The 25,977-nt window shown below is 73.9% G+C and carries 21 protein-coding genes; 9 read left to right on the plus strand and 12 right to left on the minus strand.

What is annotated here, in order from left to right:
• Window positions 1–221: 221 nt before the first annotated feature.
• The 4 genes from ABZ914_RS19630 to ABZ914_RS19645 all read right to left on the minus strand — a co-directional run bounded on the left by ABZ914_RS19630 (window position 222) and on the right by ABZ914_RS19645 (window position 4,248).
• On the minus strand, window positions 222–500 hold the full coding sequence (locus ABZ914_RS19630; protein WP_173099222.1) for a WhiB family transcriptional regulator: 279 nt from the start codon (window positions 498–500) through the stop codon (window positions 222–224).
• Between the two features lie 121 nt (window positions 501–621).
• Window positions 622–972, minus strand: coding sequence for a hypothetical protein (locus tag ABZ914_RS19635; RefSeq protein ID WP_387026845.1), 351 nt, complete (start codon window positions 970–972; stop codon window positions 622–624).
• Between the two features lie 248 nt (window positions 973–1,220).
• Window positions 1,221–2,096 carry an acyl-CoA thioesterase II gene (gene tesB, locus ABZ914_RS19640; RefSeq protein ID WP_190852711.1) on the minus strand — a complete coding sequence of 292 codons (876 nt, stop codon included), beginning with the start codon at window positions 2,094–2,096 and terminating at the stop codon, window positions 1,221–1,223.
• A gap of 85 nt (window positions 2,097–2,181) precedes the next feature.
• Window positions 2,182–4,248, minus strand: coding sequence for an ATP-dependent DNA helicase UvrD2 (locus ABZ914_RS19645; protein WP_500194588.1), 2,067 nt, complete (start codon window positions 4,246–4,248; stop codon window positions 2,182–2,184).
• A 173-nt stretch (window positions 4,249–4,421) separates the two neighbouring features.
• Between ABZ914_RS19645 and ABZ914_RS19650 the strand changes: the two genes are divergently transcribed.
• Entirely contained in the window at window positions 4,422–4,703 is a 282-nt protein-coding gene (locus tag ABZ914_RS19650) for a mycoredoxin (RefSeq protein WP_500194590.1), read from the plus strand.
• 84 nt (window positions 4,704–4,787) lie between these two features.
• Here the strand turns inward: ABZ914_RS19650 and nudC are convergent, their stop codons facing one another.
• Together nudC and ABZ914_RS19660 are read right to left on the minus strand one after the other, a co-directional pair.
• Window positions 4,788–5,705, minus strand: a complete 918-nt coding sequence (gene nudC / locus ABZ914_RS19655) for an NAD(+) diphosphatase (RefSeq protein ID WP_500194592.1) — start codon at window positions 5,703–5,705, stop codon at window positions 4,788–4,790.
• Between the two features lie 49 nt (window positions 5,706–5,754).
• On the minus strand, window positions 5,755–7,152 hold the full coding sequence (locus ABZ914_RS19660; RefSeq protein WP_500194594.1) for a dipeptidase: 1,398 nt from the start codon (window positions 7,150–7,152) through the stop codon (window positions 5,755–5,757).
• A gap of 73 nt (window positions 7,153–7,225) precedes the next feature.
• Between ABZ914_RS19660 and ABZ914_RS19665 the strand changes: the two genes are divergently transcribed.
• A complete protein-coding gene (locus ABZ914_RS19665) occupies window positions 7,226–7,516 on the plus strand; it encodes a DUF4031 domain-containing protein (RefSeq protein ID WP_387026842.1) in 291 nt (96 codons plus the stop codon).
• 51 nt (window positions 7,517–7,567) lie between these two features.
• On the opposite strand, the gene ABZ914_RS19670 is transcribed toward ABZ914_RS19665, so the two are convergent.
• A complete protein-coding gene (locus tag ABZ914_RS19670; RefSeq protein ID WP_500194596.1) occupies window positions 7,568–8,176 on the minus strand; it encodes an HD domain-containing protein in 609 nt (202 codons plus the stop codon).
• A gap of 139 nt (window positions 8,177–8,315) precedes the next feature.
• Here ABZ914_RS19670 and ABZ914_RS19675 point away from each other — a divergent pair, with 139 nt between their 5' ends.
• From ABZ914_RS19675 to ABZ914_RS19695, 5 genes are read left to right on the plus strand one after another with little or no spacing between them, the layout of a single operon-like run.
• Window positions 8,316–9,482: an ATP-grasp domain-containing protein gene (locus ABZ914_RS19675; RefSeq protein ID WP_500194598.1), complete on the plus strand. Its 1,167-nt coding sequence runs from the start codon at window positions 8,316–8,318 to the stop codon at window positions 9,480–9,482.
• The gene (locus tag ABZ914_RS19680) at window positions 9,479–11,086 is read left to right on the plus strand and encodes an IucA/IucC family protein (RefSeq protein WP_500194600.1); all 1,608 of its coding nucleotides are present in this window, start codon (window positions 9,479–9,481) and stop codon (window positions 11,084–11,086) included. The genes ABZ914_RS19675 and ABZ914_RS19680 overlap by 4 nt, the downstream gene beginning before the upstream one ends.
• Window positions 11,077–12,669: an IucA/IucC family protein gene (locus tag ABZ914_RS19685; RefSeq protein WP_500194602.1), complete on the plus strand. Its 1,593-nt coding sequence runs from the start codon at window positions 11,077–11,079 to the stop codon at window positions 12,667–12,669. Before ABZ914_RS19680 ends, ABZ914_RS19685 begins: the two co-directional genes overlap by 10 nt.
• Window positions 12,666–13,739, plus strand: coding sequence for a type III PLP-dependent enzyme domain-containing protein (locus ABZ914_RS19690; RefSeq protein WP_500194603.1), 1,074 nt, complete (start codon window positions 12,666–12,668; stop codon window positions 13,737–13,739). Before ABZ914_RS19685 ends, ABZ914_RS19690 begins: the two co-directional genes overlap by 4 nt.
• A gap of 11 nt (window positions 13,740–13,750) precedes the next feature.
• Entirely contained in the window at window positions 13,751–14,236 is a 486-nt protein-coding gene (locus ABZ914_RS19695) for a hypothetical protein (protein WP_500194604.1), read from the plus strand.
• Here ABZ914_RS19695 and ABZ914_RS19700 read toward each other — a convergent pair.
• Window positions 14,217–15,239, minus strand: coding sequence for a hypothetical protein (locus tag ABZ914_RS19700; protein WP_500194605.1), 1,023 nt, complete (start codon window positions 15,237–15,239; stop codon window positions 14,217–14,219). The two genes, ABZ914_RS19695 and ABZ914_RS19700, sit on opposite strands and share 20 nt — an antisense overlap.
• Window positions 15,240–15,448: 209 nt before the next feature.
• Between ABZ914_RS19700 and ABZ914_RS19705 the strand changes: the two genes are divergently transcribed.
• On the plus strand, window positions 15,449–16,969 hold the full coding sequence (locus tag ABZ914_RS19705) for an AMP-binding protein (protein WP_500194606.1): 1,521 nt from the start codon (window positions 15,449–15,451) through the stop codon (window positions 16,967–16,969).
• Window positions 16,970–17,045: 76 nt separating this feature from the next.
• On the opposite strand, the gene ABZ914_RS19710 is transcribed toward ABZ914_RS19705, so the two are convergent.
• The 4 genes from ABZ914_RS19710 to ABZ914_RS19725 all read right to left on the minus strand — a co-directional run bounded on the left by ABZ914_RS19710 (window position 17,046) and on the right by ABZ914_RS19725 (window position 24,981).
• Window positions 17,046–17,351, minus strand: coding sequence for a hypothetical protein (locus ABZ914_RS19710; protein ID WP_190852739.1), 306 nt, complete (start codon window positions 17,349–17,351; stop codon window positions 17,046–17,048).
• 81 nt (window positions 17,352–17,432) lie between these two features.
• Entirely contained in the window at window positions 17,433–18,212 is a 780-nt protein-coding gene (locus ABZ914_RS19715) for a class I SAM-dependent methyltransferase (RefSeq protein WP_500194608.1), read from the minus strand.
• A 107-nt stretch (window positions 18,213–18,319) separates the two neighbouring features.
• On the minus strand, window positions 18,320–21,712 hold the full coding sequence (locus ABZ914_RS19720) for an ATP-dependent helicase (RefSeq protein ID WP_500194609.1): 3,393 nt from the start codon (window positions 21,710–21,712) through the stop codon (window positions 18,320–18,322).
• A gap of 71 nt (window positions 21,713–21,783) precedes the next feature.
• Entirely contained in the window at window positions 21,784–24,981 is a 3,198-nt protein-coding gene (locus ABZ914_RS19725; RefSeq protein WP_500194611.1) for an ATP-dependent helicase, read from the minus strand.
• Window positions 24,982–25,214: 233 nt separating this feature from the next.
• Here ABZ914_RS19725 and ABZ914_RS19730 point away from each other — a divergent pair.
• On the plus strand, window positions 25,215–25,977 hold a 763-nt coding region (locus ABZ914_RS19730; RefSeq protein ID WP_500194612.1), incomplete at its 3' end, for a hypothetical protein.

A 25,977-nucleotide genomic window follows, 5' to 3' on the forward strand; every position in this document is an offset into this window, starting at 1 on the left:
CCGTCGACTGCCTCGCGTCGATCGGCTGGGCCGGCACCACGGTCGCCACCGTCGCCGAACGCGCCGGGGTGTCGCGGGGGGGGGGGGGGGCCCCCCGCCGGCCCCCCCCCGCCGGGGGGCGCGGCCCCCGCGCGGGGACCGCGCCTCTGGGCTCGATACGGCCGAACCTCGTCGGTTCGGCGGACATCGTCGGTACGGCGGACACGGTCGGCATCAGTGCCTCACACGGCCGCTTCGTCCGGGAGCGGGTGCTTGCGCGGGCGGCCGCGGGGCCGCTTGCGCGCGACGATCACGCCGCGGACGAAGAGCTCGCCGCCCCAGACCCCCCACGGCTCCTTGCGCTCGAGCGCACCGGCGAGGCACTCCTTGCGGAGCGGGCACTCCAGGCACAGCGCCTTGGCGAGCTCGACGTCGGCGGGCGCCTCGGCGAAGAACAGCTCGGGGTCGGTCCGGCACGGAAGAGTGAGGTCCTCCTCGCTGATGGCGAGAGCCCCCTGCATCACAGTCACCCTGGTTCCTCTCGTTGGATCTCAACGGGCGTGTCGGTTGGGTCGTCCGGGCAAAGAAGAAGGCCGCGGATCCGGTATCGGATCCGCGGCCTGGGGGCTCGCCGGTGTCTTGCTAGACCGGTCGCCTCCAGGGATACGGACCCGACACGCCACCCGCCGGGGTGGCGCCCATGTGGGCCGTGGCCGGAGCCTGGGACGTCATGCCTTCGAATGCGAAGACACTCCACCCCTGCTCGTCCTGGATTCGCTGCTCAAGGCGCAGATCACGTAGATCGCGCAGACGGGTGCCGTCGACGCGGAGCCGCTCGCCGGCCGCATCGGCCGACGCGACGACGCCGAGACGGGCCGGTCCGCCGGGCTTCACGCCGAGCGGGGTCCGGACACACGAGACGGAATACGCGTTCGAGGCGCCGGGGCATGCCGCGGTCCAGGACGACAGCGATTTCATCGACGTGTTGATCACCGGACTGCACACCACCTCTCTGGCTCCTCGGGCCGGGTCCGGCGGATCCAAGATCCACACCGGTCGGCCGGTTGATTGCTCGCGACGAGCGTACGGGGACTCCGCCGAAGCAATCAAGGTATTTTTGACCTGCGGTTTTGTGGGTGACTTCACCCTCGTTCCCCGGAACCGGCGCCGCTCGCGCGGCGTCGAAACTCCCGGGAGCGCCTTACAAGACGATCATCGCACATGGGACGCGCCGCGTCCCATCATCCCTCGCGTCCGGAGTCGGACACGCGGACGAGTCCCTCCTGCATCACCGACACCACCAGCTCCCCGGAACGGGTGAACACCTGGCCGCGGGCCAGCCCCCGCGCGCCCCCGGCGAACGGGGTGTCCTGGTAGTACAGCAGCCAGTCGTCGGCGCGGAACGGCCGGTGGAACCACATCGCGTGGTCCAGGCTGGCGCCCATCGTCCGCTTGTCGCCCCAGGCCAGCCCGTGGTTGAGCAGGACGGTGTCGAGCAGCGTCATGTCCGAGGCGTAGGTCATCAGGCAGACGTGCAGCAGCGGGTCGTCGGGCAGGTCCCCGAGGACCTTCAGCCACACCACCGACTCCGGCGAGGCGAGCGCCGGGTCCTTGGCCGCCTCCCAGGTCAGCGGCGTCGCGTGCCGCACGTCGAACGGCCGCCTGTCGACGAAGGCGCGCGCGCCCGCCTCCCCGAACAGCGGGGTCAGCCGGGTCAGCGAGTCCGGCAGCGTCTCCGGGTCGGGGGCGTCCGGCATCGGCGCGTGGTGCGCCGGGCCGTCCTCGACGATCTGGAACGACGCCGACAGCGTGAAGATCGCCTTGCCGTGCTGGATGGCGCTGACGCGGCGGGTCGTGAAGGACCGGCCGTCGCGGACCCGGTCGACGGTGTAGACGATCGGGACGAGCGGGTCGCCGGGCCGGATGAAGTACGCGTGCAGCGAGTGCACCGGCCGGTTCACCGGGACGGTGCGTCCGGCGGCGACCAGCGCCTGCCCCGCCACCTGCCCGCCGAAGACACGCTGCCGGCGCTCCTCGGGGCTGCGGCCGCGGAAGATGTCGTTCTCGATCTGCTCGAGATCCAGCAGGTCCAGCAGTGCCTTCAGGGAATCGCTCACGGCCGCCAGTCTTCCCTATACACCCGTGTGAGCGGTGTCTCACCCCCGGGTCACCCCCTGCGTGGCGAACCGCAGGTGGGGAGGGTCACACGCCGCAGAGGTTGAGGACGGCCTCGCCGTAGCGGTCGAGCTTGACCTTGCCGACGCCCGGGATGCGGGCCAGCTCCTCCATCGACTCCGGGCAGTGCTCGGCGATCGCCTGGAGCGTCGCGTCCGTGAACACCACGTAGGCCGGGATCCGCTGCTCCGCCGACACCTCGGCGCGCCAGTCCTTCAGCGCGATGAACAGCTCCTCGTTCAGCTCGGAGGGGCAGTCCTCGCAGCGGCCGAGCTTGCGCTCGACGGCGGCGGTCAGCGGCCGCCCGCACACCCGGCACGGCTGCGGGCCCTTGGTGACGCGGCGCTTCGTGCGGTCGACGCGGGCGGGCATGTGCGTGGTGGTCTTGCCGGTCAGGCCGTCGAGGAACCGGGACGCGCGGCGCAGCTGCGACCCGCCCGGCGAGCGCGCCAGCGCCCACGACAGCGTCAGGTGGACGCGCGCGCGCGTGATGCCAACGTAGAGGAGCCTGCGCTCCTCCTCGATCTGCTCCGGCGTCTTGGCATAGACGATCGGCAGCGTGCCCTCCGCCAGGCCGACGAGGAACACCGCGTCCCACTCCAGGCCCTTGGCGGCGTGCAGCGAGGCGAGGGTCACGCCCTCCAACGGCGGCGCGTGCTGCGCCGCGGCGCGCTCCTCAAGCTCGGCGACGAACTCCGGCAGGCCCGCCTTCGGATCGTCGGCGGCCATGTCCTCGGCGAGCTGCGCCAGCGCTGCAAGGGACTCCCACCGCGCGCGCGCCGCCCCCGCGCCCTCCGGCGGCCGGTCGGAGAACCCCGCCCCGGACAGCACGTGCCGGACCGTCATGATCAGGCCCGTCCCGTCGGTCTCGGCGTCGGCGCCCGCGCGGGCCGCGCCGCGCAGCCGGACGACCGCCTCCCGCACCTCGGGCCGCTCGAAGAACCGCTCCGCCCCGCGCAGCACGTACGGGACGCCGGCCGCCGCGAGCGCCGCCTCGTACGTCTCGGACTGCGCGTTGATCCGGAACAGGATCGCGATCTCGCGCGCCGGGACGCCCTCGTCGATCAGCTTGCGGGCCCGCCGCGCCGTGTCGTCGGCCTCGGCGACCTCGTCGTCGTACTCGTTGAACACCGGCTCGGGGCCGGTCTCGCGCTGCGCGATCAGCTCCAGCCGGTGCCGGTCGCCCTTCGCCTGCCCGATCACCCCGTTCGCCAGCCGCACCACCTGCGGCGTCGACCGGTAGTCGCGGACGAGCTTCACGACCTTCGCGTCCGGGTGCTCGCGGGTGAAGCCGAGCAGGTAGGACGGGCTGGCACCGGTGAAGGAGTAGATCGTCTGGTTCGGGTCACCGACGACGCACAGGTCGTGCCGGCCGCCGAGCCAGGTGTCCAGCAGCATCTTCTGCAGCGGGTTGACGTCCTGGAACTCGTCGACGACGAAGTACCGGTACTGCTCGCGGACCTGGTTGGCGACCTCGCGGTGCTCGGTGAGGACGGCGGCGGTCAGCTCCAGCATCCCCTCGAAGTCGAGCAGGTTGCGCTCGCGCCGCAGTTGCTCGTACATCGCGTAGACGCGCGCCACGTCCACCACCTCGGTGGACGGCCTGCGCCCCGCCCGCACGACCGCGGCCGGGTAGTCCTCGGGGCGGTTCTGGGTGACCTTCGCCCACTCGATCTCGCCGGCGACGTCGCGCAGCTCGGTGCGGCCGAGCGACAGCCCGCACGCGCGCGCCGCGTCCGCGACCAGCCCGATCTTCGAGTCGATGATCTTGGGCGGGTCGCCGCCGATGACCCGCGGCCAGAAGTAGCTGAGCTGGCGCAGCGCCGCCGCGTGGAACGTGCGGGCCTGCACCCCCGGCGCGCCGAGCTGCCGCAGCCGGCTGCGCAGCTCGCCGGCGGCGCGGGTGGTGAACGTCACCGCGAGCACCCGCTGCGGCGTCACCACCCCGGTCAGCGTCGCGTACGCGATCCGGTGCGTGATGGCGCGGGTCTTGCCCGTCCCGGCGCCCGCGAGGACGCACACCGGACCCTGCACCGCCTCCGCGACCGCCCGCTGCTCGGGATCGAGCCCTTCCAGCACCGACTCAGCCACCATGCACCTCATACTCCCAGTCCGCCTCGACGGTATCCGCCCGCCACACGAATTGTGGACGGACGGCCGCGCCGCGGCGGACGCGCCGCCGCTCGCGGAATGCCGGAGGGGTATCTAGTGTTCTTCGGGAGGCGAGTGCACAGATCGTCCGAACGAACGAGGGAGACGACGTACCGATGGCGACGCCGACGACCGACCGGGTCGAGGGCCCGACCGGCCAGCTCACCATGTACACGACGACCTGGTGCGGGTTCTGCCGGCGGCTGAAGAGCCAGCTGGCCCGCGACGGCATCGAGATGGTCGAGATCGACATCGAGCGCGACCCGAAGGCCGCCGAGTTCGTGATGAGCGTCAACGGCGGCAACCAGACCGTCCCGACGGTCCTCTTCCCCGACGGCACCGCCGCCACCAACCCGAGCGCGAAGGCGGTCAAGGCGAAGCTCGCCTCCCTCGCCTGATCCCCGGCGAACGACCGAGCCCGGTGACTCCCAGGAGTCGCCGGGCTCGTCCCGTTCCACGGCGTGCCCGCCCCCGCGAGCTCGTCAGAACAGCGGCATGTCGGGGAGGTCGCCGCCGTACCAGCGCATGATGAGCTGGGCGGCGATGGAGAGCGGGCCGGGGGCGACGATCTCCTTCGCCTCGATCGCGGCGCGCAGCTCGTCGCGGGTGTACCAGCCGGCGTCGAGGATCTCCTCGGGGTCGGGGCGCAGCGGGAGGGTGCCGTCGGCGGTGGCGGTGAAGCCGAGCATCAGGCTCTGCGGCAGCGGCCACGGCTGGCTGCCGAGGTAGCGGACGTCCCGCACGGCGAGGCCGACCTCCTCCTCCACCTCCCGCGCGACGGCCTGCTCCAGGGACTCGCCGGGCTCGACGAACCCGGCGAGGATCGAGCGGCGGTCGGCGGGCCACTGCGGGCCGCGGGCCAGCAGGATCCGGTCGTCGGCGTCGGTGACCAGCATGATCACGGCGGGGTCGACGCGGGGGAAGTGCTGGGAGCCGTCCTCGGGGCAGACCCGGACGTGCCCGGCGGCCGTGACGCGGGTCTCCGCGCCGCAGCGGGGGCAGAACCGGTGGGTGCGGTGCCAGTGCTCCAGCGCGACGGCGTGCGTGAGCAGGCCGGAGTCGCGGTCGGGGAGCAGCGCGCCGACGCGGCGCAGCCCGGCCGGTTCGGCGCCGTCGACGGCGGGGAGCTCGCCGGGCACGCCGAAGTAGGCGGTGCCGGCCTCGTCGACGCCGAGCAGCCACCGGTCGCCGTCCGGGGCCTGCGCGGGCGCGACGAACGCGAGCGCCGGCTCGGGCCGGTGGGTGACGAGCGTCCGCCCGTCCTGGACGACCAGGACCCGCGTCGCCGGGTCGGCCCACGCGGCGGCGAGCCACGCGTCGTCGCGCCGCTTCAGCGCGACCCGGTCGAGCGTGCCGCGCGCGAGCGCCAGCCACTCGAGCGGTCCTTCGGTCACCGTCATCGGGCTCCTTCCTCCGTCGGGCCTGTCTCCGCCGTTGCCGCCTCCAGGTTCAGCGGAGCGCGGCGGCGAGTTCTTCCCACAGGTAGGCGGCGGTCTCGGCGCCCTTGAGCAGCAGGGAGACCTCGACCTTCTCGTTGGGCGCGTGGATCCGGTCGTCGTCGAGGCCGACCGCGACGAAGATCAGCGGCGCGTCGAGGATGTCGGCGAGGTCGGCCTCGGGGCCGCTGCCGCCCTCGCGGGTGAACAGGACCTCGCGGCCGAAGGCGCGCTCCATGGCGCGGCGGGCGGCGGTGACGCCGGGCGAGTCGATCGGGGAGAAGCAGGGCCGGACGCCGCCGCCGGGGATGTGCACCTCGGCCTCGACGCCGTAGGGGGTGTTGGCGGCGACCCAGTCGCGGAACGCCTGCTGCACCTTGGCGGGGTCCTGGCCGGCGACGAGCCGGAAGGAGATCTTGGCGTGCGCCTCGCGGGGCACGATCGTCTTGCCGCCGGGGCCGGTGTGGCCGCCCCACATGCCGTTGATCTCGGCGGTCGGGCGCGCCCAGACGCGCTCCAGGGTGGTGTAGCCCTTCTCACCGTAGGCGGCGCGGCTGCCGCCGGCGGTGCGCAGCCATTCCGCCTCGTCGAACGGGAGCTTGGCGAACAGCGCGCGCTCCTCGTCGGTCAGCGGGACGACGTCGTCGTAGAAGCCGGGGAGGGTGACGCGGCCGTCGGCGTCGTGCAGCGCGGCCATCAGCGTCGCCATGGCGTGCAGCGGGTTCGGGACGGCGCCGCCGAACGACCCGGAATGCAGGTCCGAGGACGGGCCGCGGAGGGTGACCTCGGCCTCGGTGAGGCCGCGCATGCCGGTGCACATCGACGGGACGTCCGCGGCCCACATGGTGGTGTCGCTGATGACGATCGCGTCGCAGCCGAGCCGGTCGCGGTGGTCGCGCAGCAGCCCGGCGAAGTGCACGGAGCCGGACTCCTCCTCGCCCTCGACCAGCAGCTTGATGGTGACGGGCGGGGCGTCGGCGCCGGACGCGGCGAGCGCGGCGCGGATGCCGAGGGTGTGGAAGAACACCTGGCCCTTGTCGTCGGACGCGCCGCGGCCGATGAGCCGGCCGTCCTTCTCGACGGGTTCGAACGGCGCGGTGTCCCACTCGTCCAGCGGCTCGACGGGCTGCACGTCGTGGTGCCCGTAGACCAGGACGGTCGGGGCGGACGGGTCGGCGGCGGGCCATTCGGCGTACACGGCCGGGAGGCCGGGGGTGTCCCAGATCTCCACGGTGGGGAATCCCTGCCCGCGCAGGTACTCCGCGAGCCAGCCGGCGGACCGCCGCACCTCGGTGGCGTAGGCGGGGTCCCCCGACACGGACGGTATCGCCAGCCACTCCTTGAGGTCGGCGATGAACCGGTCCCGGCCGGCCTCGATGTACTGGACGATTTCCTGAACTGGCTCGTTCACCTGCATGCCCCTTCGCATGTCGTACTGTCAGGCACTGTAAGGGATCCTGTTCCGTCGGCCCCCAGGAGGAGCTTTGATCCTGATCGATCCGCCTTTGTGGCCCGCGCGCGGGCGGGTGTGGTCGCACATGGTGAGCGACGTGTCGTACGAGGAGCTGCACGCGTTCGCCGCCGGGCTCGGCATGCCGGTGCGGGCGTTCGACCGCGACCACTACGACGTGCCGTCCGAGCTGTACGAGGCCGCAGTCTCGCAGGGTGCGGAGGCGGTGGGGTGCCAGGAGCTGCTTTTGCGTCTGACCCGTGCGGGGCTGCGGCGCAGGAAGGCGGTCCGGCGGCGGCCCACGGCGGGGTCGGGCGTCGGATAGCCGCTGGTCGGGCGGTTGATCGGCGGGCGTTGATCGGCGGGCGCCGACCGGTCAGGCGTCGAGGAGCATCAGCTCGGTCTCGATGTTGCGGCGCGCCTGCCCCTCGTAGCGTTCGCGGGCCGTGGCCGTGTGGAACAGGTGCGGGAGGGCCAGGAGGCTGTTGAGCACTTCGGCGCGCCCGGCGCGGAAGAGGTCCTCGGGGACGAATCCGTACTCCTCGCGGACGGCGGCGGCGTAGGCGGCGTACCGGTCGGGGTCGGCGCCGAGGATCGCGAGGTCGGCGTCGCAGAGCACCCGGCCGTTGCGGTCGCCGGGCTCGGGCGCGTGGGTGACGGTCAGCTCGACGAGCCGGACGACCTCGTCGACCGTCTCGGCCGGGAGGTCGGTGTCGGCGAGCATGCGGGCGGCGAGGCGGGCGCTGCGCTCCTCGTTGTCGGCGCGCTCGGGGTCGTAGACGGCGTCGTGGAACCAGGCGGCGAGCCGGACGGCCCCGGGGTCGGCGGCGTCGCCGGCGAGCTCGTCCACCAGGTCGAGGACGGCGGCGAGGTGCTCGCGGGTGTGGTACCTGCGGTGCGGCTCGCCGTACCGCTTGTCCAGCTCGGTCCCGATGTGCCGGGTCTGCGGGCCGGCCAGCGCGGTCCAGCGCTCGACGAGATCCATGCGCCCATCCTCCCGGATCGCCGGACGCGGCGGGACACGCGATGCCATCGTTCTTGCCCGCGGCCCCCGGCGCGGCCACTATGGTGACGGTTGCGAGTTAGGCAAGGCTTACCTCACCGACTCACTGGAAAGGCCGACCGTGGCCGCCTCCCTCTACGTGGTCGCCGGCAAGGCGACCGACTCGGTGACGCACGGGTTCCTGCCCGCCGCCGCGCGCCTCGGGCTGGACGTCGTCCTGCTCACCGACCGTCCCGCCGCCCACGCGGACGCCGCCGGCCGGGTCGTCGAGTGCGACGTCTCCGACTTCCGGCACATCATCGACCGGGTCGAGGGCGAGCCCGCCGGGATCTTCTCCAACAGCGACTTCTTGCAGGCGCCCGCCGCGCTCGCCGCCGCGTACTTCGGGCTCCCCGGCAAGGACTGGCGGGCCGCGACGCGGGCGAAGAACAAGGCGCTGATGCGCCGCCATCTCGCCGCACTGGACCCGGTCTTCTCGGCGGACGCCTTCCACGTGCCGCCGGACGCGCCGTACCCGCTCGTCCTGAAGCCGCGCGAGGGCGTGGCCAGCGAGGACGTCTACCTGGTCCGCGACGCCCGCGAGCTGGAGGCGCGGCGCGGCGAGGTCGCGGCGCGCCGGGACGACCCGCTGGTGGCCGAGGAGTACCTGCCGGGCCGGCTGCATACGCTGGAGACGCTCGGGGACGGCCGGGAGCTGCGCGTCCTCGGCTCGTACCGGACGACGGTGTCGCCGCCGCCGTTCTTCGTGGAGGAGCGCCTGGAGTGGGCGCCGCCGCCTCCGGAGACGCCGCAGATCCTCGCGCAGCTCGACGCGCTGGGCGTCGGGTTCGGGGCGTGCCACACCGAGTTCGTCGTCCACGAGGGGCGCGCCCGCATCATCGAGGTGAACTACCGGCTCATCGGCGACCACTGCGACTTCCTGCTGGCGGACCTGCTCGGCGTCCCGCTGTTCGAGCGGATCCTGGGCGTCCACCTCGGGGAGCCGCTGGGCCCGGACGTCCCGTCGGCGACGGGGCGCGGCGTCCCGTCCGCGCGGGGGCACGCCGTCGCGGAGGCCGTCATCGCGGACCGCGCCGGGGTCCTGCGCGCCGCGCCCGGCCCCATGGAGTTCGACGACGGGGCCGTGCGGCTGGCCTACCGCCCGCAGCGCGCCGTGGGCGATCCGGTCGCCCTCACCCGCACGAACCGTGACTACCTGGGGACCGTCCGCGCGATCGGCCCGGCGCGGGACGAGGTGGAGGCCGCGCTGGCGCGCTTCCGCTCCGCCCACGACTGGACCATCGCGTGACCGGTGCCGAGATGGCCGGTCCGGATGTGGAGGGCCCGCTCGCGGCCCGGGTCCTGGACGCCCTGCTCCGCGAGGACTACGCGGGCCTGCGGCGCCTCGTCGACGGCCGTACGCTCGCGCTGCCGGGACGCACCGTCCGGCTCGTGGACGCCGACCCGGCCTTCCTCTCCGAGCTGCGCGTGGACCCGTCGCAGAACCTCGCCTTACGGGACGTCTTCGCGGCGGTGCGGCGCCTGGCCGATCCCCGCGACGACACCGACGCGTTCGAACGCGAGTGCCTGGACGCCCTCGCGACGGTGAAGCTCCACAACGACGCGCGTCCCGCCGTCCACCGGCGCCTGGCGCGGATACCGGACGCGCTGAGGACGGGCCCCGGGACGTTCTACGAGAGCCTCGCTGCCTACAACGACCATCCCGTCCACCCGACGAGCCTCGGCCGCGCCGGGCTGAGCCTGGCGGACCTGAGCCGCTACGCGCCCGAGTTCGCGCCGTCGTTCCCGCTGCGCTGGGCGTCGGTCCGGGGCGCGACCCTGGCGGGCGAGCGTCCGGTCTGGTGGCCCGCCCCGGCCGATGTGGGGCTGCGGTCGGCGGACGCGCTGTTCCCCGTCCACCCGCTGGCCGTCCGCCTGGTGCGGGACGAGCCGGCCGCGACGATGGCCCCGGAACCGTACCTGCAGGTCGCGCCGACCCTGTCGATGCGGACGGTCGCGGCGGCGCCGCTGGAGCACGTGAAGGTCCCGCTGCCGACGAGCACGCTCGGTCTGCGCAACCGCCGCACAATCGTTCCGGGCACGCTGCCGGACGGCGCGCTGGTGGAGCGCGTCCTGCGGCGCGTCCTGGCCAGGGAGCCGCACCTTCCCGTCCTGCTCGCCGATGAGCAGACCTACGGGCACGCCGACAGCCCGCTCCTCGCGTATCTCGTACGGCGCTTCCCACCGGAGACGGCGCGCGCGCACGTCGTCCCCGTCGCCGCCCTGTTGGCGAAGGCCCCGGACAAGGGCCACGTCATAGAGCGCTGGGACGTCGAGCCGCTCTTCGACGCCTACCTGACCGCACTGTTCGCGTGGAACGTCACGCTGTTCCGCTACGGGATCGCGCTGGAGGCCCACCAGCAGAACGTGGCGCTCGTCCTGGACGGCGGCCCGGTCATGGACGGCACGCCGCCGCGCCTGCTCGTCAAGGACAACGACGGCGCCCTCATCGACCCCGCGCGGCTCCGCGAGCGCCTCGGCCCGTCCCCCGGCGCCGACCCCCGCGACCTCGTCGACCGGCGCATGGTCACCGCCGACCCCGACGCGCTCGCCCGCGTGTTCGTCACGATCACCCTGCACCTGTGCGCCGCGGCGCCCGCCCTCGGGCTCGCCGAGCGGGGCCTGCTCCCCTGGCGCACCGGCCGCGCCCTGATCCGCGACCGGCTCGCCGCGGCGCTCGGCCCGGGGGACGCGTTCCTGCGCTCCCGCACGCTCGACGCGGACGCGCTGCCGGGCAAGGCCATGGTCACCGCCGGGACCCTCGTCGACAAGGCCAGGACCGGCGCCGCCGACATCAACAAGCACTACGGCCCGCCCGGGCCGAACTACCTACGGGATGCGACGTGCTTCTGACCGAACGGGCCCTGACGGCCGACGACGCCACCTCCACCGCGCTGCTCAACTGCCTGATCCGCGAGGTCTGCGGGCCCGAGCAGCAGGTGTGGCCGGACGGCGGGCACCTCGTCGCCCGGCTGCCGCGCGCCGGCGTCGTGCTGCGCACCGGGCTCGCCCGGCCGCCGGCCGGCCCCACCTACCGGCTGGCGCCGCCGTACGAGGAGCGGCGCGGCGACGCGTGGATCCCCGCGTCCTGGGACCGCCTCGCCGACCTGGTGGCCGGCGAGCTGGAGCTGGCGACGGGCCAGCCGAATCCCGAGTTCCTCGCGCAGGTCGGCGACAGCCACGGCGCGCTCGCCGCCATCATCGCCGCGCGCCGCGAGCCGCAGGACGACCGGTACCTGGAATCCGAGCAGTCGCTCGTCGCCGGGCACCGCTTCCATCCGTCGCCGAAGTCCCGGCAGGGCTCCCCCGCCGAGTGGCTCCGGTACGCGCCGGAGACCAGGGCGCGGTTCCGGCCGCACTGGCTCGCCGTCCGGGACGACCTCGTCGCGGAGGAGGGCGACCCGGGGGCGTTCACGGCCCTTGGCGGTCCGTCCGTCCCCGGCCACCGGACGCTGCCCGTGCACCCGTGGCAGTTCTCGCTGCTCGCCGGCGACCCGCTGCTCCGCGACGCGCTCGCGCGGGGGCTCGTCCGCGACCTGGGGCCGTCCGGCGCCGAGGCCGTGCCCACGTCGTCGGTCCGCACGGTGTACCTGCCGGACGCCGACCTGTTCTGCAAGTTCAGCCTGGACGTGCGCATCACCAACTGCGTCCGCAAGAACGCCTGGTACGAGCTGTCCGGCGCGGTGGCGCTGAACGAACTGCTGCCGCCGGTCTTCGCGTCCCTGGGCGCGACGCTGCTCGCCGAACCCGCCTACCGCAGCGTCGCCCTCGCCGACCGCCGCCTCTACGAGGGCCTCGGCGTCATCGTCCGCCAAGGGGTGCGGCACCTCCCCGGCACACCGCTCCTGGCGGGCGCGCTCGCCGACCCCTACACCACCCTCCTGGGCGACCTGCCGGGCCTGGCGACCGCCGACGGCGCCCTCGCCTGGTGGAACGCCTACGTCGCGCAGGTGGCGCCGCCGGTGCTCCGCGCCTTCCTCGAACACGGCGTCGTCCTGGAACCGCACCTGCAGAACGTCCTCATCTGCGTCGACGCGGACGGCATGCCGGTCCACGCCGCGTTCCGCGACCTCGAAGGCACCAAGCTCACCGCCGGCCGCTGGGACCTGTCCCACCTGCCCGCCCGCGTCGCCGAGGGCCTCACCTACGCCCCCGCGCAGGGCTGGAACCGCATCGTCTACTGCCTCCTCGTCAACCACCTCACCGAGACGGCGGCCGCCGTCGCCGACCTGCATCCCGCGCTCGAACCGGACCTCTGGGAGGCGGCCCGGACGCATCTCGCGTCGCTCGACCACCATCCGCAGGTCAGGGCGCTCCTCGCCGGCGTCCCGCTGCCCGCGAAGGCGAACCTGCGCACCCGCTGGTCGCGGTCCGCCGACCGCGGCGCCGCCTACGTCCCCGCCCCCAACCCGCTCTCCGCGCCCCGTCCGCTGTGAACCTCGACGACCTCCGCGGCCTCGACCGCCTCCCCGCCTACGTCTACGACCTGCCGGGCCTGAAAGCGCACGTGGCGACCATTCGCGGCGCTCTCGGCGGCACCGAACTCTTTTATGCCGCCAAAGCCAATCCGGACGCCGAGATCCTGCGCACCATCGCGCCGCACGTGGACGGGATCGAGGTCTCCTCGGGCGGCGAACTGACCCACGTCCGCGAAACGCTCCCGGGCATCCGCCTCGCCTTCGGCGGCCCCGGCAAGACCGACGAGGAACTGGCCCTCGCCACGGGAGTCGACCGGATCCACGTCGAAAGCCCGCGGGAACTCGACCGGCTGCGCGGCCCCGCCGACGTCCTTCTCCGCGCCAATCTCCCCTTCCACGCCCCGGACGCCGCCCTCACCATGAGCGGCCCGTTCGGCATGGACGAGGACGCCCTCGACGCCTGCGCAGCGCGAATGGCCGAGATCCCGCACCTCACCCTGCGCGGCGTCCACGCCCACCTCGCCTCCGGCCTGGACGCCCCCACGATGCTCGACCTGGCCCACCGGATAGCCGAATGGGCCCTTCCGTGGCTGAAGACCCGCGGCGTCGACGACCCGGAACTGAACATCGGCGGCGGAATGGCCGTCGACTACACCTCGCCCGGAACGCTTTTCGACTGGCCCGCCTACGGCGCCGGACTGGCCGGCATTCCCGCCCGCCTCCGCGTCGAACCCGGCCGCTCCATGACCGCCTATCACGGCTGGTACGTCACCGACGTCCTCGATGTGAAGACGACGCGCGGCGAGACCTACGTCATTCTCCGCGGCGGCACCCACCACCTCAGGACACCGGTCACGAAAGGCCACGACCAGCCCTTCACCGTCCTCACCGCGGACGGCCCGGAATCACCGGCGACGCTCGTCGGCCAGCTCTGCACGCCGAAGGACGTCTTCGCCCGCGGCGTCCCCGTCCCGCCGCTCCGCCCCGGCGACCTCGTCGCCTTCGCCATGGCCGGCGCCTACGCCTGGAACATCTCGCACCACGATTTCCTCATGCATCCCAAGCCCGCGTTCCATTACCTCCGCTAAGGTCACGGTCCGTGGCCGACATTTACGACTTCTTCCTGGCGATCAACCTCCGCGACCTCACCGACGCCGAGGTGGCCGAACTCCGCTGGCATCTCGGCCTGGGCCCGCAGCCCCCGGAGCTGACGATCCCGATCGACTTCTCCGAGGTCGTCGTGGACGACAACGGCGAACAGGCCATCGTGGAGGCCCCGGAACCCCAGCTCGCCCAGCGCGGCGCGGGGTGGAAGATCGGCGGTGCCCTCTTCGCCGCCCTGGAGCCCCGCGAGAACGGCGGCTGGGCCCTGACCGCCCGCCAGGAGCTCCACCCCGACTACTACGACCACGTGGACCCGCTGCTCGAATGGCTCGGCACCCGCGCGGACCATCCGTACGTCGGCGAGGACGGCACGGACAAGAGGGGCGGCTGCGGGGACTTCGTCGGCTACGAGCGCTGGTACGAGGACAGCACGATCGAGCGGCTCCTCGTCCTCGAGGACTTCAAGATCCTCCGCCGCTGACACGCGGCGCGCCGTTCCACCGCCACGTCGTGACGCGCGGGCGGCCGGGAAGGTCGCCGCGCCCGGTCGCCCACAGGAGGGTCGGCCAAGGCGGGGTGTCGCGCGGGGCGTCCGGGAACAGCCGCGCCAGCACCTTCGCGCACAGGTCGGCGGGCGGGTCCCACGCGAGCCCGAGGCCCTGCGCGAGGTCATGGGTGTGGACGAGCGTCTCCACGATCCCCATCGCCGCGAACCCCTCGGGATCCGACGCCCCGAACACGTGGTGCGCGCGGACGTCGGACGGCGTCGTCCGGACCAGCGCGGCGAGCATCGCGCCGCACGCCACCAGCACCTCCAGCAGGCCGCGGGGCCCGGCGGCGCGGTCCGCGTACGTGACGTTCGCGGGGCCGCCCGGGCGCTGCGCCTCCCACAGGAACGGCACCTCCCGGTCCTTCGGGCGCGCGCCGAGCTGCGCCGCGTACGCGAACAGGTCGTCGCTCAGGTGCTCGACGGTCTCCCAGCACGTCCACTCCAGCGTGCCCGCCCTGTCGTCCCACGCCCCCTCGGGGGCCTCCTCCAGCACGTCCACGGCGAGCCGGACGGCCGCCTCGACGTCGTCGGCGGTGACGGTAGATGACATGCCGCCGACCGTACCGTCCTGCGCGATGAGGAACCGGTACCCGGCGATGCGGGCGTCGAAGGCGCGCTCGCCCCATTCCCGGACGGCGAGCGGGACCGTGACCACACCCGCCGCGGAGTGCCGGGCGTGGACGGCCGCGATGTCCACGGTGCCGGGGAGGTTGACGTAGACGGTCACCCCGGCGCCTCGGTGCTCGCGGGACGCCGCGGGCAGGAACTCCTCGTCGTCGGTGCCGAGCATGACCTGGGCGTCGCCGAGCGCCACGCACGCGAGGCGGTCCGCGGAGTCGCGCGGCGTGGCGAACACCTGGCGCCAGCCGAGGCTCCCGGTGAAGAGATCGGCGGTGGCGTACGGGTCCTCGCACGCCAGGAAGACGGACAGCATGGCCGCACCCTACGGGCGGGCTCCGACACCGGGACCGCCGGTGCCGCCGGGCCGCACCGGCGGCGCGGGGTGCGTTACAAAGTCTTCGTCACGGCAACGTATGTGCTGGGCGATGTGAGGAGATTTCGGTGCTTGAGCGGGTGCGGTCGGCCGCGAGTCTGGGCGTACGGGCGACACGGGCGGTGCGGGACTCCGGGATCATGCATCCGATGCGGCCCGACCGGGCGGCGCGGCTGCTGTTCCCGTACGTGCGGTTCGGGCCCGTCCCGGCGACGGTCGGCGCGATGGCGGCGCTGCGGTTCCCCGGCCGGACCGCGCTGGTCGACGAGCGGGGCGCGCTGACGTACGCCGAGCTGGAGGAACGGGCCGCCGCGCTCGCGACCGCGCTGCGGGACCGCGCCGGCGACGGCAAGGTCGGCGTGCTGTGCCGCAACCACCGCGGGTTCGTCGAGGCGGTCCTCGCGGCGTCGCGGCTCGGCAACGACGTGGTGCTGCTGAACACCGACTTCTCCGCGACGCAGCTCGGGCAGGTCGCCGAGCGGGAGGGCGTCTCGCTGCTCGTCCACGACGAGGAGTTCGGCGCGGCCGTCGACGAGTCCGGCTTCGCGGGCGCCCGCGTGCTCGCCTGGACGGACGGCGACACCGGTGGTGACTCCATCGACGCGCTGGTGGCGGCGACGGAGGCCGAGCCGCTCAACCCCGGCCGGTCCAGCAACGTCATCGTGATGACGTCCGGCACCACGGGGACGCCGAAGGGCGCGCGGCACGACCTGTCGCTGACGTCGCTGCTGCCCGCCGCGCTCAGCCATGTGATGCGGGTCCCCGTGCGGTCGGGGGCGCCCATCGTGGTGGCGCCGCCGCTCTTCCACATCCTCGGCTTCGCGTACACGTCGGTGGGGCTCGGCCTCGGCATGCCGCTCATCCTGTTCCGCCGGTTCGACCCGGACGAGGTGCTGACGGCGATCGCCGACTGCGAGGCGGAGGCGCTGGTCGCGGTACCGGTGATGCTGCAGCGGATCCTCGACGCCGCGCGGCGCGAAGGGCGCCGGACGCCGACGCTGCGCACCGTCGTGTGCGGCGGATCGGCGCTGCACCCGCACCTTTCCGAGGCGTTCATGGACGAGTTCGGCGACGTCCTGATCAACGTGTACGGGGCCACGGAGACGGGCTGGGCGACGATCGCGACGCCCGAGGACCTGCGGGCGGCGCCCGGGACGGTCGGCAGGCCGTCGTTCCGGCTCACGATCAGGATCCTGGACGAGGACGGGAACGAGGTCCCGGCGGGCGAGACCGGCGAGGTCTACACCGGCGGCGGCCTGCGGTTCGCCGGCTACACCGGGGGCGGCGGCAAGAAGGTCCGCGACGGGCTGACCGGCACCGGCGACCTCGGCCACCTCGACGCCGAGGGCCGGCTGTTCATCGACGGCCGCGCCGACGACATGATCGTCTCCGGCGGCGAGAACGTGTTCCCCGGCGAGGTCGAGGACCTGCTCGGCCGGCATCCGGGCGTCGCCGAAGTGACGGTGAAGGGCGTCGACGACGAGAAGTTCGGCCAGCGCCTCGCCGCCTACGTGGTCCGCAAGGAGGACTCCCAGGTCACCGAGGACGACCTGAAGGCCCACGTGAAGAAGCACCTCGCGCGCTACAAGGTGCCGCGCGACGTCCACTTCGTGGACGAACTGCCCCGCACCAGCACCGGCAAGGTCAGAGCGAAGGCGCTGACCGACTGACGGAGGGCGGCGCCCGGAGCCAAGGCCGCGGGCCCCGGACGCGCCCCGTCACCACCCCGTGAGCGCGAGGGCCGGCTCAGGCGGCGCCGCGGTTCTTCGCGGCCATGCAGATGCGGGCGAGGTCGTTGAGGGCGTCGGCGCGGCGCTCGTCGAGGGTGCGGCGGTCGCCCGGGCCCGCCTCCGCGAGGGTGTCGATGACCAGCGAGAACACCGGCCATTCGGCGGGGCCGATGGCGCCCTGGAAGTCGATGCCGTCCTCCAGGTCGTCGAGGTCGAGGTTGCGGGCGAACGTCGCGAGCGCCGCCTCGGCGGCCACGACCCCGATGCGCATCGCCAGCGCGGCCGGCTCGCGGTCGAGGGAACGCGCGGTGCTGGAACCCATGTTCGACAAGATAGAACACATGAGCGAGACGCGTCGAACATTCGCTCGAAAACATTCCGGCGAAACCGGTGAAACCGCTATTCAGCCCGCGATGGCGTGCTGGAACACGTACGAGTGCGTGAAGTGCAGCTCGCCGTCCTCGCGGCTCGGCCGCATGCCGGTCGCGGGGCCGCCGGAGAGCTCGTCCTCCAGCTCGCGGCGGATCCGCTCGGCGGCGTCGGCGGGCGTCCGCGCCAGCTCCAGCCACGGCTCCAGCGGGCGGACGACGTCGATCGACCGCGTCCGCTTCACCTCGGCGCCGGCCTCGGTGGCGAGGTCCGCGATCTGCTTGGCGGTGAGGATGGTGCCGTGCGAGGGATCGCGGAGCCGCTCGATCCGGTCCGGGTCGCCGGCCAGGCCCTCCGGGCGGGCGAGGTCGGCGATGATCAGCGCGGCGCCGGGCCGGCTGACCCGGGCCATCTCCCTCACGACGGCCTCCGGGTCGGCGACCTGGTGCAGCGAGAAGCGCGTCACGACGAGCGTGAACGTCCGGTCGAGGTAGGGCAGCGCGGTGGCGTCGCCGCGGGTGAAGGTGACGTTGGTGACGCCCTGCCGGTCGGCCGCGCGCTTGCCCTCGGCGAGCATCGCCGGGGTGAGGTCGAGGGCGGTGACGTGCCGGACGCGGTGCGCGATCGCCAGGGACACGAGCGCGGTGCCGGCCGCTACCTCCAGGACGTTGTCGTCCAGGTCGAGCTCGGGGTCCATGAAGCGGACGAGGTCGTCGAGGTGCCGGGTGAACGCGACGTTCAGCCTTGGGTCCGCGAACCCGGCCGCCTGCCTGGAGAACTCCCGTACGACCTTCTCGTCATGGGACACCGTCACGTCGCCTCCCTGGATGCGTTCCCCGGATCATCCCTGAAACGGGGTTCGGTGACCAGGGGTGGTGACACCTTTCACTGACGGAGGGTAAGCACGCGCCGCGGCGGCGGTCAGGCGGCGGGGACGGACTCCAGGAGGGCGGCGAGGCCGGCGGCGTCCAGCAGATCCGCCGGCCGGACGGTGGTGTTCGCGGCGACGTAGTGGAACGCGGCGCTGACCTGGTCGACCTCCACGCCCGCGAGCTCCGCCCACGCGAGCCGGTACGCGGCGAGCTGCACGGCGGCGAAGCGGGCGTCGTCGCCGGACGGCGGGCGGCCGGTCTTCCAGTCGACGATCTCGTAGCCGCCGCCGCGCCGCCGGAACACCGCGTCCATCCGGCCGCGGATCAGCCGGTCGCCGATGATGGTCTCGAACGGGACCTCGATGTCGAGGGGCTCGCGGGCCGCCCACTCCGACTCCTCGAACCTCTCCTGCAGGCGGAGCAGGTGCGAGTCGTCGGCGGCGCCCTCGTCGGCGGCGCCGGGCAGCTCGTCGGGGTCGAGGAGGCGCTGCTGCCCCCAGCGGCCCTCCAGCCAGGCGTGGAACGCGGTGCCGCGCCGCGCGTAGGGGGCGGGCGGGCGCGGCATCGGGCGGCGGATCTGCCGGGCCAGCGCGGCGGGATCGCGGGCGAGGGAGACCAGCGACGACACCGACAGGTGCGCGGGCAGCTCGACGAGGAGCCCGTCGCCGCCGCGGCCCCGGTCGCGTTCGGCGAGGAGGAGTTCGACGTCGCGCGCCCACGCCGTCATCCGGCCGCGGTCGGCGTCGGACAGGCCCTCGTCGCCGGCCCACAGCCGGTTCCGTCCGGCCATCGCGTCCTCGACCATGCGGGCGGCCTCGACGACGGCCTCGTAGCGTTCCCGGGCGGACGCGTCGGTCCTGCCGCGCTCGCCCGGCGGAATGGGCCACTGCGCCTCCTCGGGGTCGGCGAGCAGCGGGTTCGTCTCGCCCTCCTCGGGCGGGTCGGCCCACACGGCGACCGTCCCGGCGCCGGCGAGGCAGACCGCGCGGACCTCCTCCAGGAACGGCGACGGGCCGAGCGGGCGCCCCGACGACCCCCACCAGTACCCGGTGGTGATCAGCAGGCTGGACGCGCGCGTCACGGCGACGTACGCGAGGCGCCGCTCCTCGCGCAGGTCGCGCTCGGAGCACGCCCGGTCGAACGCAGCGAGGTCGTCCTTCTCCAGGCCGTTCAGCGGCGGCAGGTCGGCGCGGTCGCCGCGCAGCATGAACGGCAGGACGCGCGGGTTCGCGGTCCAGCGGGTCGCGTTCTGCGGCGGCGACGGGAAGATCGAGCCCTTCGCGGGGCCGCCGTTCTTCTGCGGCACGTACGACAGGCCCGGGACGACGACGACCGGCCATTCCAGCCCCTTGGAGGCGTGGACGGTGAGCAGCTTGACGCTGTTGGTCTCGCCGACGCGGCCCGCCTCCAGCCCGAACTCCTCGGTCTCGGCGGCCTTCAGGTAGGCGAGGAACGCGCCGAGCGTCGGGTCCTCGGCGTCGCCCGCGAAGGTGGCGGCGGCGTCGATGAACGCGTCGAGGTCGGCGCGGGCGGTGACGGGGTCGAGGCCGGACCGGGCGGCGACCTCGATGTCCAGGCCGAGGGCCCGCTCGACCTCGTTGACCAGGTCGGGCAGCGGCAGCCCGACCTGGCTCCGCAGCCCCCGCAGCTCGTCGCGCAGCCGCCGCAGCCGCCCGTACCCCTCGGGCGAGTAGGCCTCGGGCGCGCCGAGGTCGTCGAGCGCGTCGACGAGGCTGCCGGTCTCCTGGTTCAGCTCGCTGACGAGCTGCCGGAGCGGGTCGTCCGCCGCGTCCGGCTCCGCCGCGCCGTCCGGAGCGGCCTGATCGGCCGGATCGGTGTCCTCTGACGGGTCGTCCTCGCCCCGCTCGGGCGGGGTGACGTCGCGGGCGGCCTCCTGCGCCAGCGCCCGCGCGCGGCGTCCGAGCGCGACGAGGTCGCGGGGGCCGAGGCGCCAGCGCGGGCCGGTGAGCAGCCGGGCCAGCGACGCGCCCGCGGTCGGGTCGTGCATGACGCGGAGGGTCGCGACGACGTCCTGCACCTCGGGGACCGTCAGCAGCCCGCCGAGCCCGACGACCTCGACGGGGATGCCGCGGGCCTCCAGCGCGCGCCGGATCAGCGGGAACTGCGACCGCTTCCGGGCGAGGACGGCGACGTCGGAGTACTGGAGCGGCTCGGCCTGGGCGCCGCCGTCCGGCGCGACCGCCGGGTCCCCCGCCATGAGCCCGGCGATGCGCCCGGCGATCCGGTCGGCCTCGTCCTCGACGGTGGCGAACAGCGCGCACTCGACGCGGCCGCGCCCCTCGCGCCCGGCGCCGGGGACGAGCCGCGGCACCGCCCTGGTCTCCGCGCGCAGCTCCTCCTGGATCCGCGCCGCCGCCTCGAGGATCTGCTCGCCGTTGCGGAACGACCTGCTCAGCTGCACGACCGGCGCCGGGACCGGCTTCCGCTCCCCGACCGCCGGCTGGGACGGGAAGTCGTGGGCGAAGCGCAGCAGGTTCCCGGCGCTCGCGCCGCGCCACCCGTAGATCGACTGGCACGGGTCGCCGACGGCCGTCACCGGATGCCCGCCCGCGAACAGCGACTTCAGCAGGACGAGCTGCGCCTGGCTGGTGTCCTGGTACTCGTCGAGCAGCACGACGGAGAACCGGGACCGCTCGATCATCCCGACCTCGGGATGCCTGTAGGCGATGCGGGCGGCGAGCGCCATCTGGTCGCCGTGGTCGATGACCTCCCGGTCGGCCTTCGCCCGCCCGTACTTCTCGATCAGCGGCATGAGCTGCTCGCGGACGGCCTGCCGGGCGAGGATGTCGCGCTGCGCCTTCAGCGGCTTCTTCACCGCCGCGAACCGCTCGTCCAGCCACGCCCCGACCTTCCGGACGTCGTCGGCGGTGCGCAGGTGCTCGGCGAGGTCGCCGGACAGCTCCATGACGGCCTTGGTGACGGTGTCGGGCTGCCACTCGATGCGGTCCATCGGGCCGTCGTAGGCGTCGACGACGCGGGAGCAGATCTGCCACGCGACCGCCGGGGAGATCAGCCGCATCGTCGGTTCGAGGGCCTCGCGCAGCGCGTGGTCGCCGAACAGCCGGGCCGCGTACGAGTGGTACGTCGACACCATCGGCTCGCCGTCGAACAGCGCCTCGCCGCCGAGCCGCTCCAGCTCGTCGCCCGGCAGCACCTCGCGCAGCTTGTCGAGCCGCTTGCGGACGCGCACGCCGAGCTCGGCGGCGGCCTTGCGGGTGAACGTCAGGCCGAGGACGCGCTCGGGCCGGACGAACCCGTTCGCGACCAGCCACACCACCCGCGCGGCCATCGTCTCGCTCTTGCCGGACCCGGCGCCCGCGATGACCGCCATCGGCGCCATGGGCGCCTCGATCACCCGGGCCTGCTCCTCGGTCGGCTCCGGGATCTCCAGCAGCCGGGCCAGCTCTCCCGGCGTGATCACCTCGTCCCCCCGAGCTCGTCGTTGCGCGGGGTGACGACCTGCCGACGCCTCCCGCCCGATTCCGTCGGATCCTAGTCGCCGACCTGCCCGCCCTCGTCGTGGACGGGACAGCAGGAGCGTACGGGACACGTCCGACACTTGTCGTTCGCGCGCGCCTGGAAGACGTCGCTGGCCATCCCGCTCGCGACGACCTCGATCAGCTTCTTCGGCCACTCGGGGTCGGCGTCCTCGGCGGGCGGCGGCTGCTCCTGCTCGCGGGCCTTCGCGGTGAACGCGGCCTTGCCGACCTGGATCAGCTTCGCGCCGCCGGGCTCGATGAGCCCGTGCCGCTCGAACGCGCCGAGCATCACCGCGTACTGGTAGACGCCGAGCTGCGGGTGGCGGGCCAGGTCGTCCTTCGGGACGGCCGTGGACGAGGTCTTGATGTCGATGATGACGGCGCGGCCCTGCTCGTCGCGTTCGGCGCGGTCGATGCGGCCCTTGATGACGACGCGGCCGAGGTCGACCTTGAACGACTCCTCCAGCGCGACGACCTCGTTGGGATTGTCGCGGTGCCAGGCGAGGAACTTGTCGACCATCGCCGTGGCCTGCTCGCGCTGCTTCTCGGAGTACCAGGAGCTGCGGAACTCCAGGTCGTTCCAGATCTGGTCGAGGCGCTCGGCGACGTGCACCTCGGTGACGCCGTCGTCGGCGCCCGCCATCTCGGCGACCGCGTGGATGACCTTGCCCATGGTGCTGAACTCGTTCGGGCCGCCCTCCTGCGCGCCGACCGCCGACGCCAGCAGCCAGCGCAGCCCGCAGGTGGTGAACGCCTCGACCTGCGACGGGGAGATGGTGATCTGCTCGTCGTCGGCGAACGCGGGGCCCTGGTCCGACAGCGCGGTGATCGCGTACCAGTTCTCGGGACGGGCGCCCCGCACGCCCGCGCGCGCGAGGCGGGCGAGGTGCCCGGCGGCGGCGCGGCGCAGCGGCTCGGGGCGGGCCGGGTCCGACACCGCCGACCGCAGATCGGCGACCAGCGCGGACAGCGACAGCCAGCGGGTCTTCTCGTCGAGCTGGGACTGCTCGATCGCGCCGGGCAGCAGCTCGTTGAGGAACCGGGACGGCCGCTCCTCGGTGTCGTCGCCGCCGACCGCCGTCACCACGAGCCGCTTGCGCGCGCGCGTGACCGCGACGTAGAAGAGCCGGCGTTCCTCGTCCAGCATCTTCGCCGCCATGGACGCGCCCGCCGCCGCACTCATCACTCCACCCGGTCCCACCCCCGAGTCGGGCTCCGCGCCCGCCGCGTGCTCGATCAGCTCCTCGACGCCCAGCAGCGACCCGCGCAGCCGCACGTCCGGCCACACGCCCTCCTGGACGCCCGCGACGATCACGACGTCCCACTCCAGGCCCTTCGACCGGTGCGCGGTGAGGATCCGCACCGCCTCGCCCTCCGGCGCCTGCTCGGCGAGCGTGTCCCCGGCGATCTCCTGCGCGGCGATGTCGTCGACGAACAGCTCCGGGCCCGCCTGCGGCAGCCGGTCGACGAACCGGGCCGCGTGGTCGAACAGCGCGACGACGGCGTCCAGGTCCCGGTCGGCGGACGCGCCGCGCGTCCCGCCCTTGACGCTCTGCTCCAGCAGGACGTCCGCCTGCCCGCTCTCCTGCCACACCGCCCACAGCACGTCCTCGGCGGACCCGCCGTCGTGGACGCTGCGCCGCGCCACGTCGATCAGGTTCGCGATCCGCTCGGCGGGGGCACGCACCTTCTCGTGGACGAGCACCAGCTCGCGCGGGTCGTTCACGGCCGCGACGAGCAGCTCGCCCAGCGGCCGCTGCCCGCCCGACAGCTCTTCGAGGTCGCGCAGGGCGCGCTTGAGGCGCCGCATCGCGAGGGCGTCGGCGCCGCCGAGCGGGCCGGTGAGCAGGTCCTCCGCGACGACCTCGTCCAGGTAGCCCTTCTTCAGCGCGGCCCGCAGCAGCACCAGGAACGGCCGGACGGCCGGCTCCTGCATCAGCGGCACCTCGTCGCCCGCGACGACGACCGGGACGCCCGCCTGCGCCAGCGCCCGCCGCAGCACCGGGACCTGCCGGACCGCGCTGCGCACCAGCACCGCCATCCGTGACCACGGCACCCCGTCGAGAAGGTGCGCGCGCCGCAGCTCGTCCGCGACCAGCGCCGACTCCTGGCTCTCCGAGTCGGCGATCACAGCGCGGACCTCGCCCTCTTCGGCCTCGTCCGGCGTGAGGAGGGCGCGGTGCTCGGCGGCGCCCGCCGTACCGGCGGGCAGGCGGCGCGCGATCCGCCGGGACGCCTCCAGGATCTCCGGGCCCATGCGGCGGCAGGTGCGCAGCGCCACCACCGGCGCGGGCCGGCCGTCCAGCGTGCGGAAGCGGTCCGGGAACTCCTGGATCCCGCGCACGTCCGCGCCCCGGAACCCGTAGATCGACTGGTCGGGGTCGCCGACCACGACCAGGTCGCGGCCCTCCCCCGCCAGCAGGTGCAGCAGCGCCTCCTGCGCGGGGTCGGTGTCCTGGTACTCGTCCACGAACACCGCGTCGTAGGCGTCGCGCTCGCGGATCCGGACCTCCTCGTCGGCGAGCATCCCGGCGGCCATGTAGATCAGCTCGCCGTAGTCGTAGGTGGGGACGGGGTCCAGCGCGAACCGCTCGACGTACCGCTCCATGAACGCGCCGATCGCGGGCCAGTCGTCGCGTCCCCGGATCCGCCCGAGCGCGACCAGCTCCTCGGCGGTGAACCGCCGCTCGACGGCCCGCAACGTGAAGTCGCGCAGCTCCTCGGCGAACCCGCGCGTCGCCAGCGCCGCCCGCAGCCGCTCCGGCCAGTCCCGCGCGCCGTCCGCCAGCTCGCCTTCGAGCAGCCGCCGCACCTCCAGCAGCTGCTCCGGCCCGGACAGCAGCCGCGGCGCGGGCTCCTCGTTCAGCACCGCGTCCCGGCGGAGCAGCGCGTACGCGTAGCTGTGGAACGTCAGCGCCAGCGGCGTCCGGGTCGTGCGGTGCAGCCGCCCGGTGATCCGCTGCCGCAGCTCCCCGGCCGCCTTGCGGCTGAACGTGAGCACCAGCACGCGCTCGGGGTCGACGCCGCGGTTCTCGATCCGGTCGACGACCGCCTCGACGATCGTCGTGGTCTTCCCGGTGCCCGGCCCGGCCAGCACCAGCATCGGCCCGCCCGCGTGCTCCACGACCCGCCGCTGCCGCTCGTCGAGGACGGGCGGGACGGCGCGCGCGGGGCCCGCGCGGCGGACGAGACGGTAGGAAGCAGGCGGCACAACAGTTCATTGGAGCAGATCACCGAGGCTCCTCGGACCACAACGGGCGCATGTCGCGAAGGTGACGCGCGGAGAGCGCGCGGGACACGGGACTCGGCAGCCTGCACAAACGCGGGCCCGCCGCGATGTGCGCTCTTCCGTTGCGGTCCACGCAACCGATCATGGAGAGTCGCGGCACCCCCGTGCACGGAACGCGGACGGCCGCGTCCCGGGGAGGTGGGAGGTTTCGCCCCTTGTCGCCTGCGCACTGGATCTATCTCCTGGGCCTCGCCGCCCTCATCGCCACCGTGGTGGCGCGCAAGAACGTCGTGGGTCTCGCCGTCTGCGGGACGTTCGTCACGGCACTCGTCTACAGCGGCAGCGTCACGACCGGGATCGCGGCGGTGTTCAACGCCGGGATCGTCGCGGCCCGCGAACTGCTGCCGATCTTCCTCATCATCGCGATCGTCACCGCGATGCTCGGCGCCATGCGGGGGCTCGGCGCCGACCTGATGATGGTGCGGCCGCTGCAGCGGTTCGTCCGCAACGGGCACCTGGCCTACCTGGTGCTCGCCGTCGTCACCTACCTGCTGTCGATGTCGTTCTGGCCGACGCCGGTGCTGCCGCTGATCGCGGCGATCCTGCTGCCGGCGGCGGTCCGGGTCGGGCTGCCGCCGCTCGCCGCCGCCATCGCGATCGCGATCACCGGGCAGGGCATGGCGCTCAGTTCCGACTACATCATGGGCGTCGCGTCCGGGCTGTCCGCGCAGGGCGCGCACGTGCCCGCGGGCGCGATCGCCGACCGGGCGCTCATCATCTCGCTCATCGCGGGCGTCGTCGCGCTCGCCGTGTCCTACCTGCGCGACGTCCGCACCAAGCTGCTCGACCCGGTGGTGGCGGCGGCCGCCACCCTCGACCTCGCCGCCGCGGGGGACGGCGACCTCCGCGCCGAGACGCACGGCGAGGCCCGCCGGGCGGCCTCCGGCGGCGGGGACGGCGGGAGCGACGCCGCCGGCG

Source organism: Spirillospora sp. NPDC046719 (genome assembly GCF_040645715.1).
Lineage (GTDB): Bacteria > Actinomycetota > Actinomycetes > Streptosporangiales > Streptosporangiaceae > Spirillospora.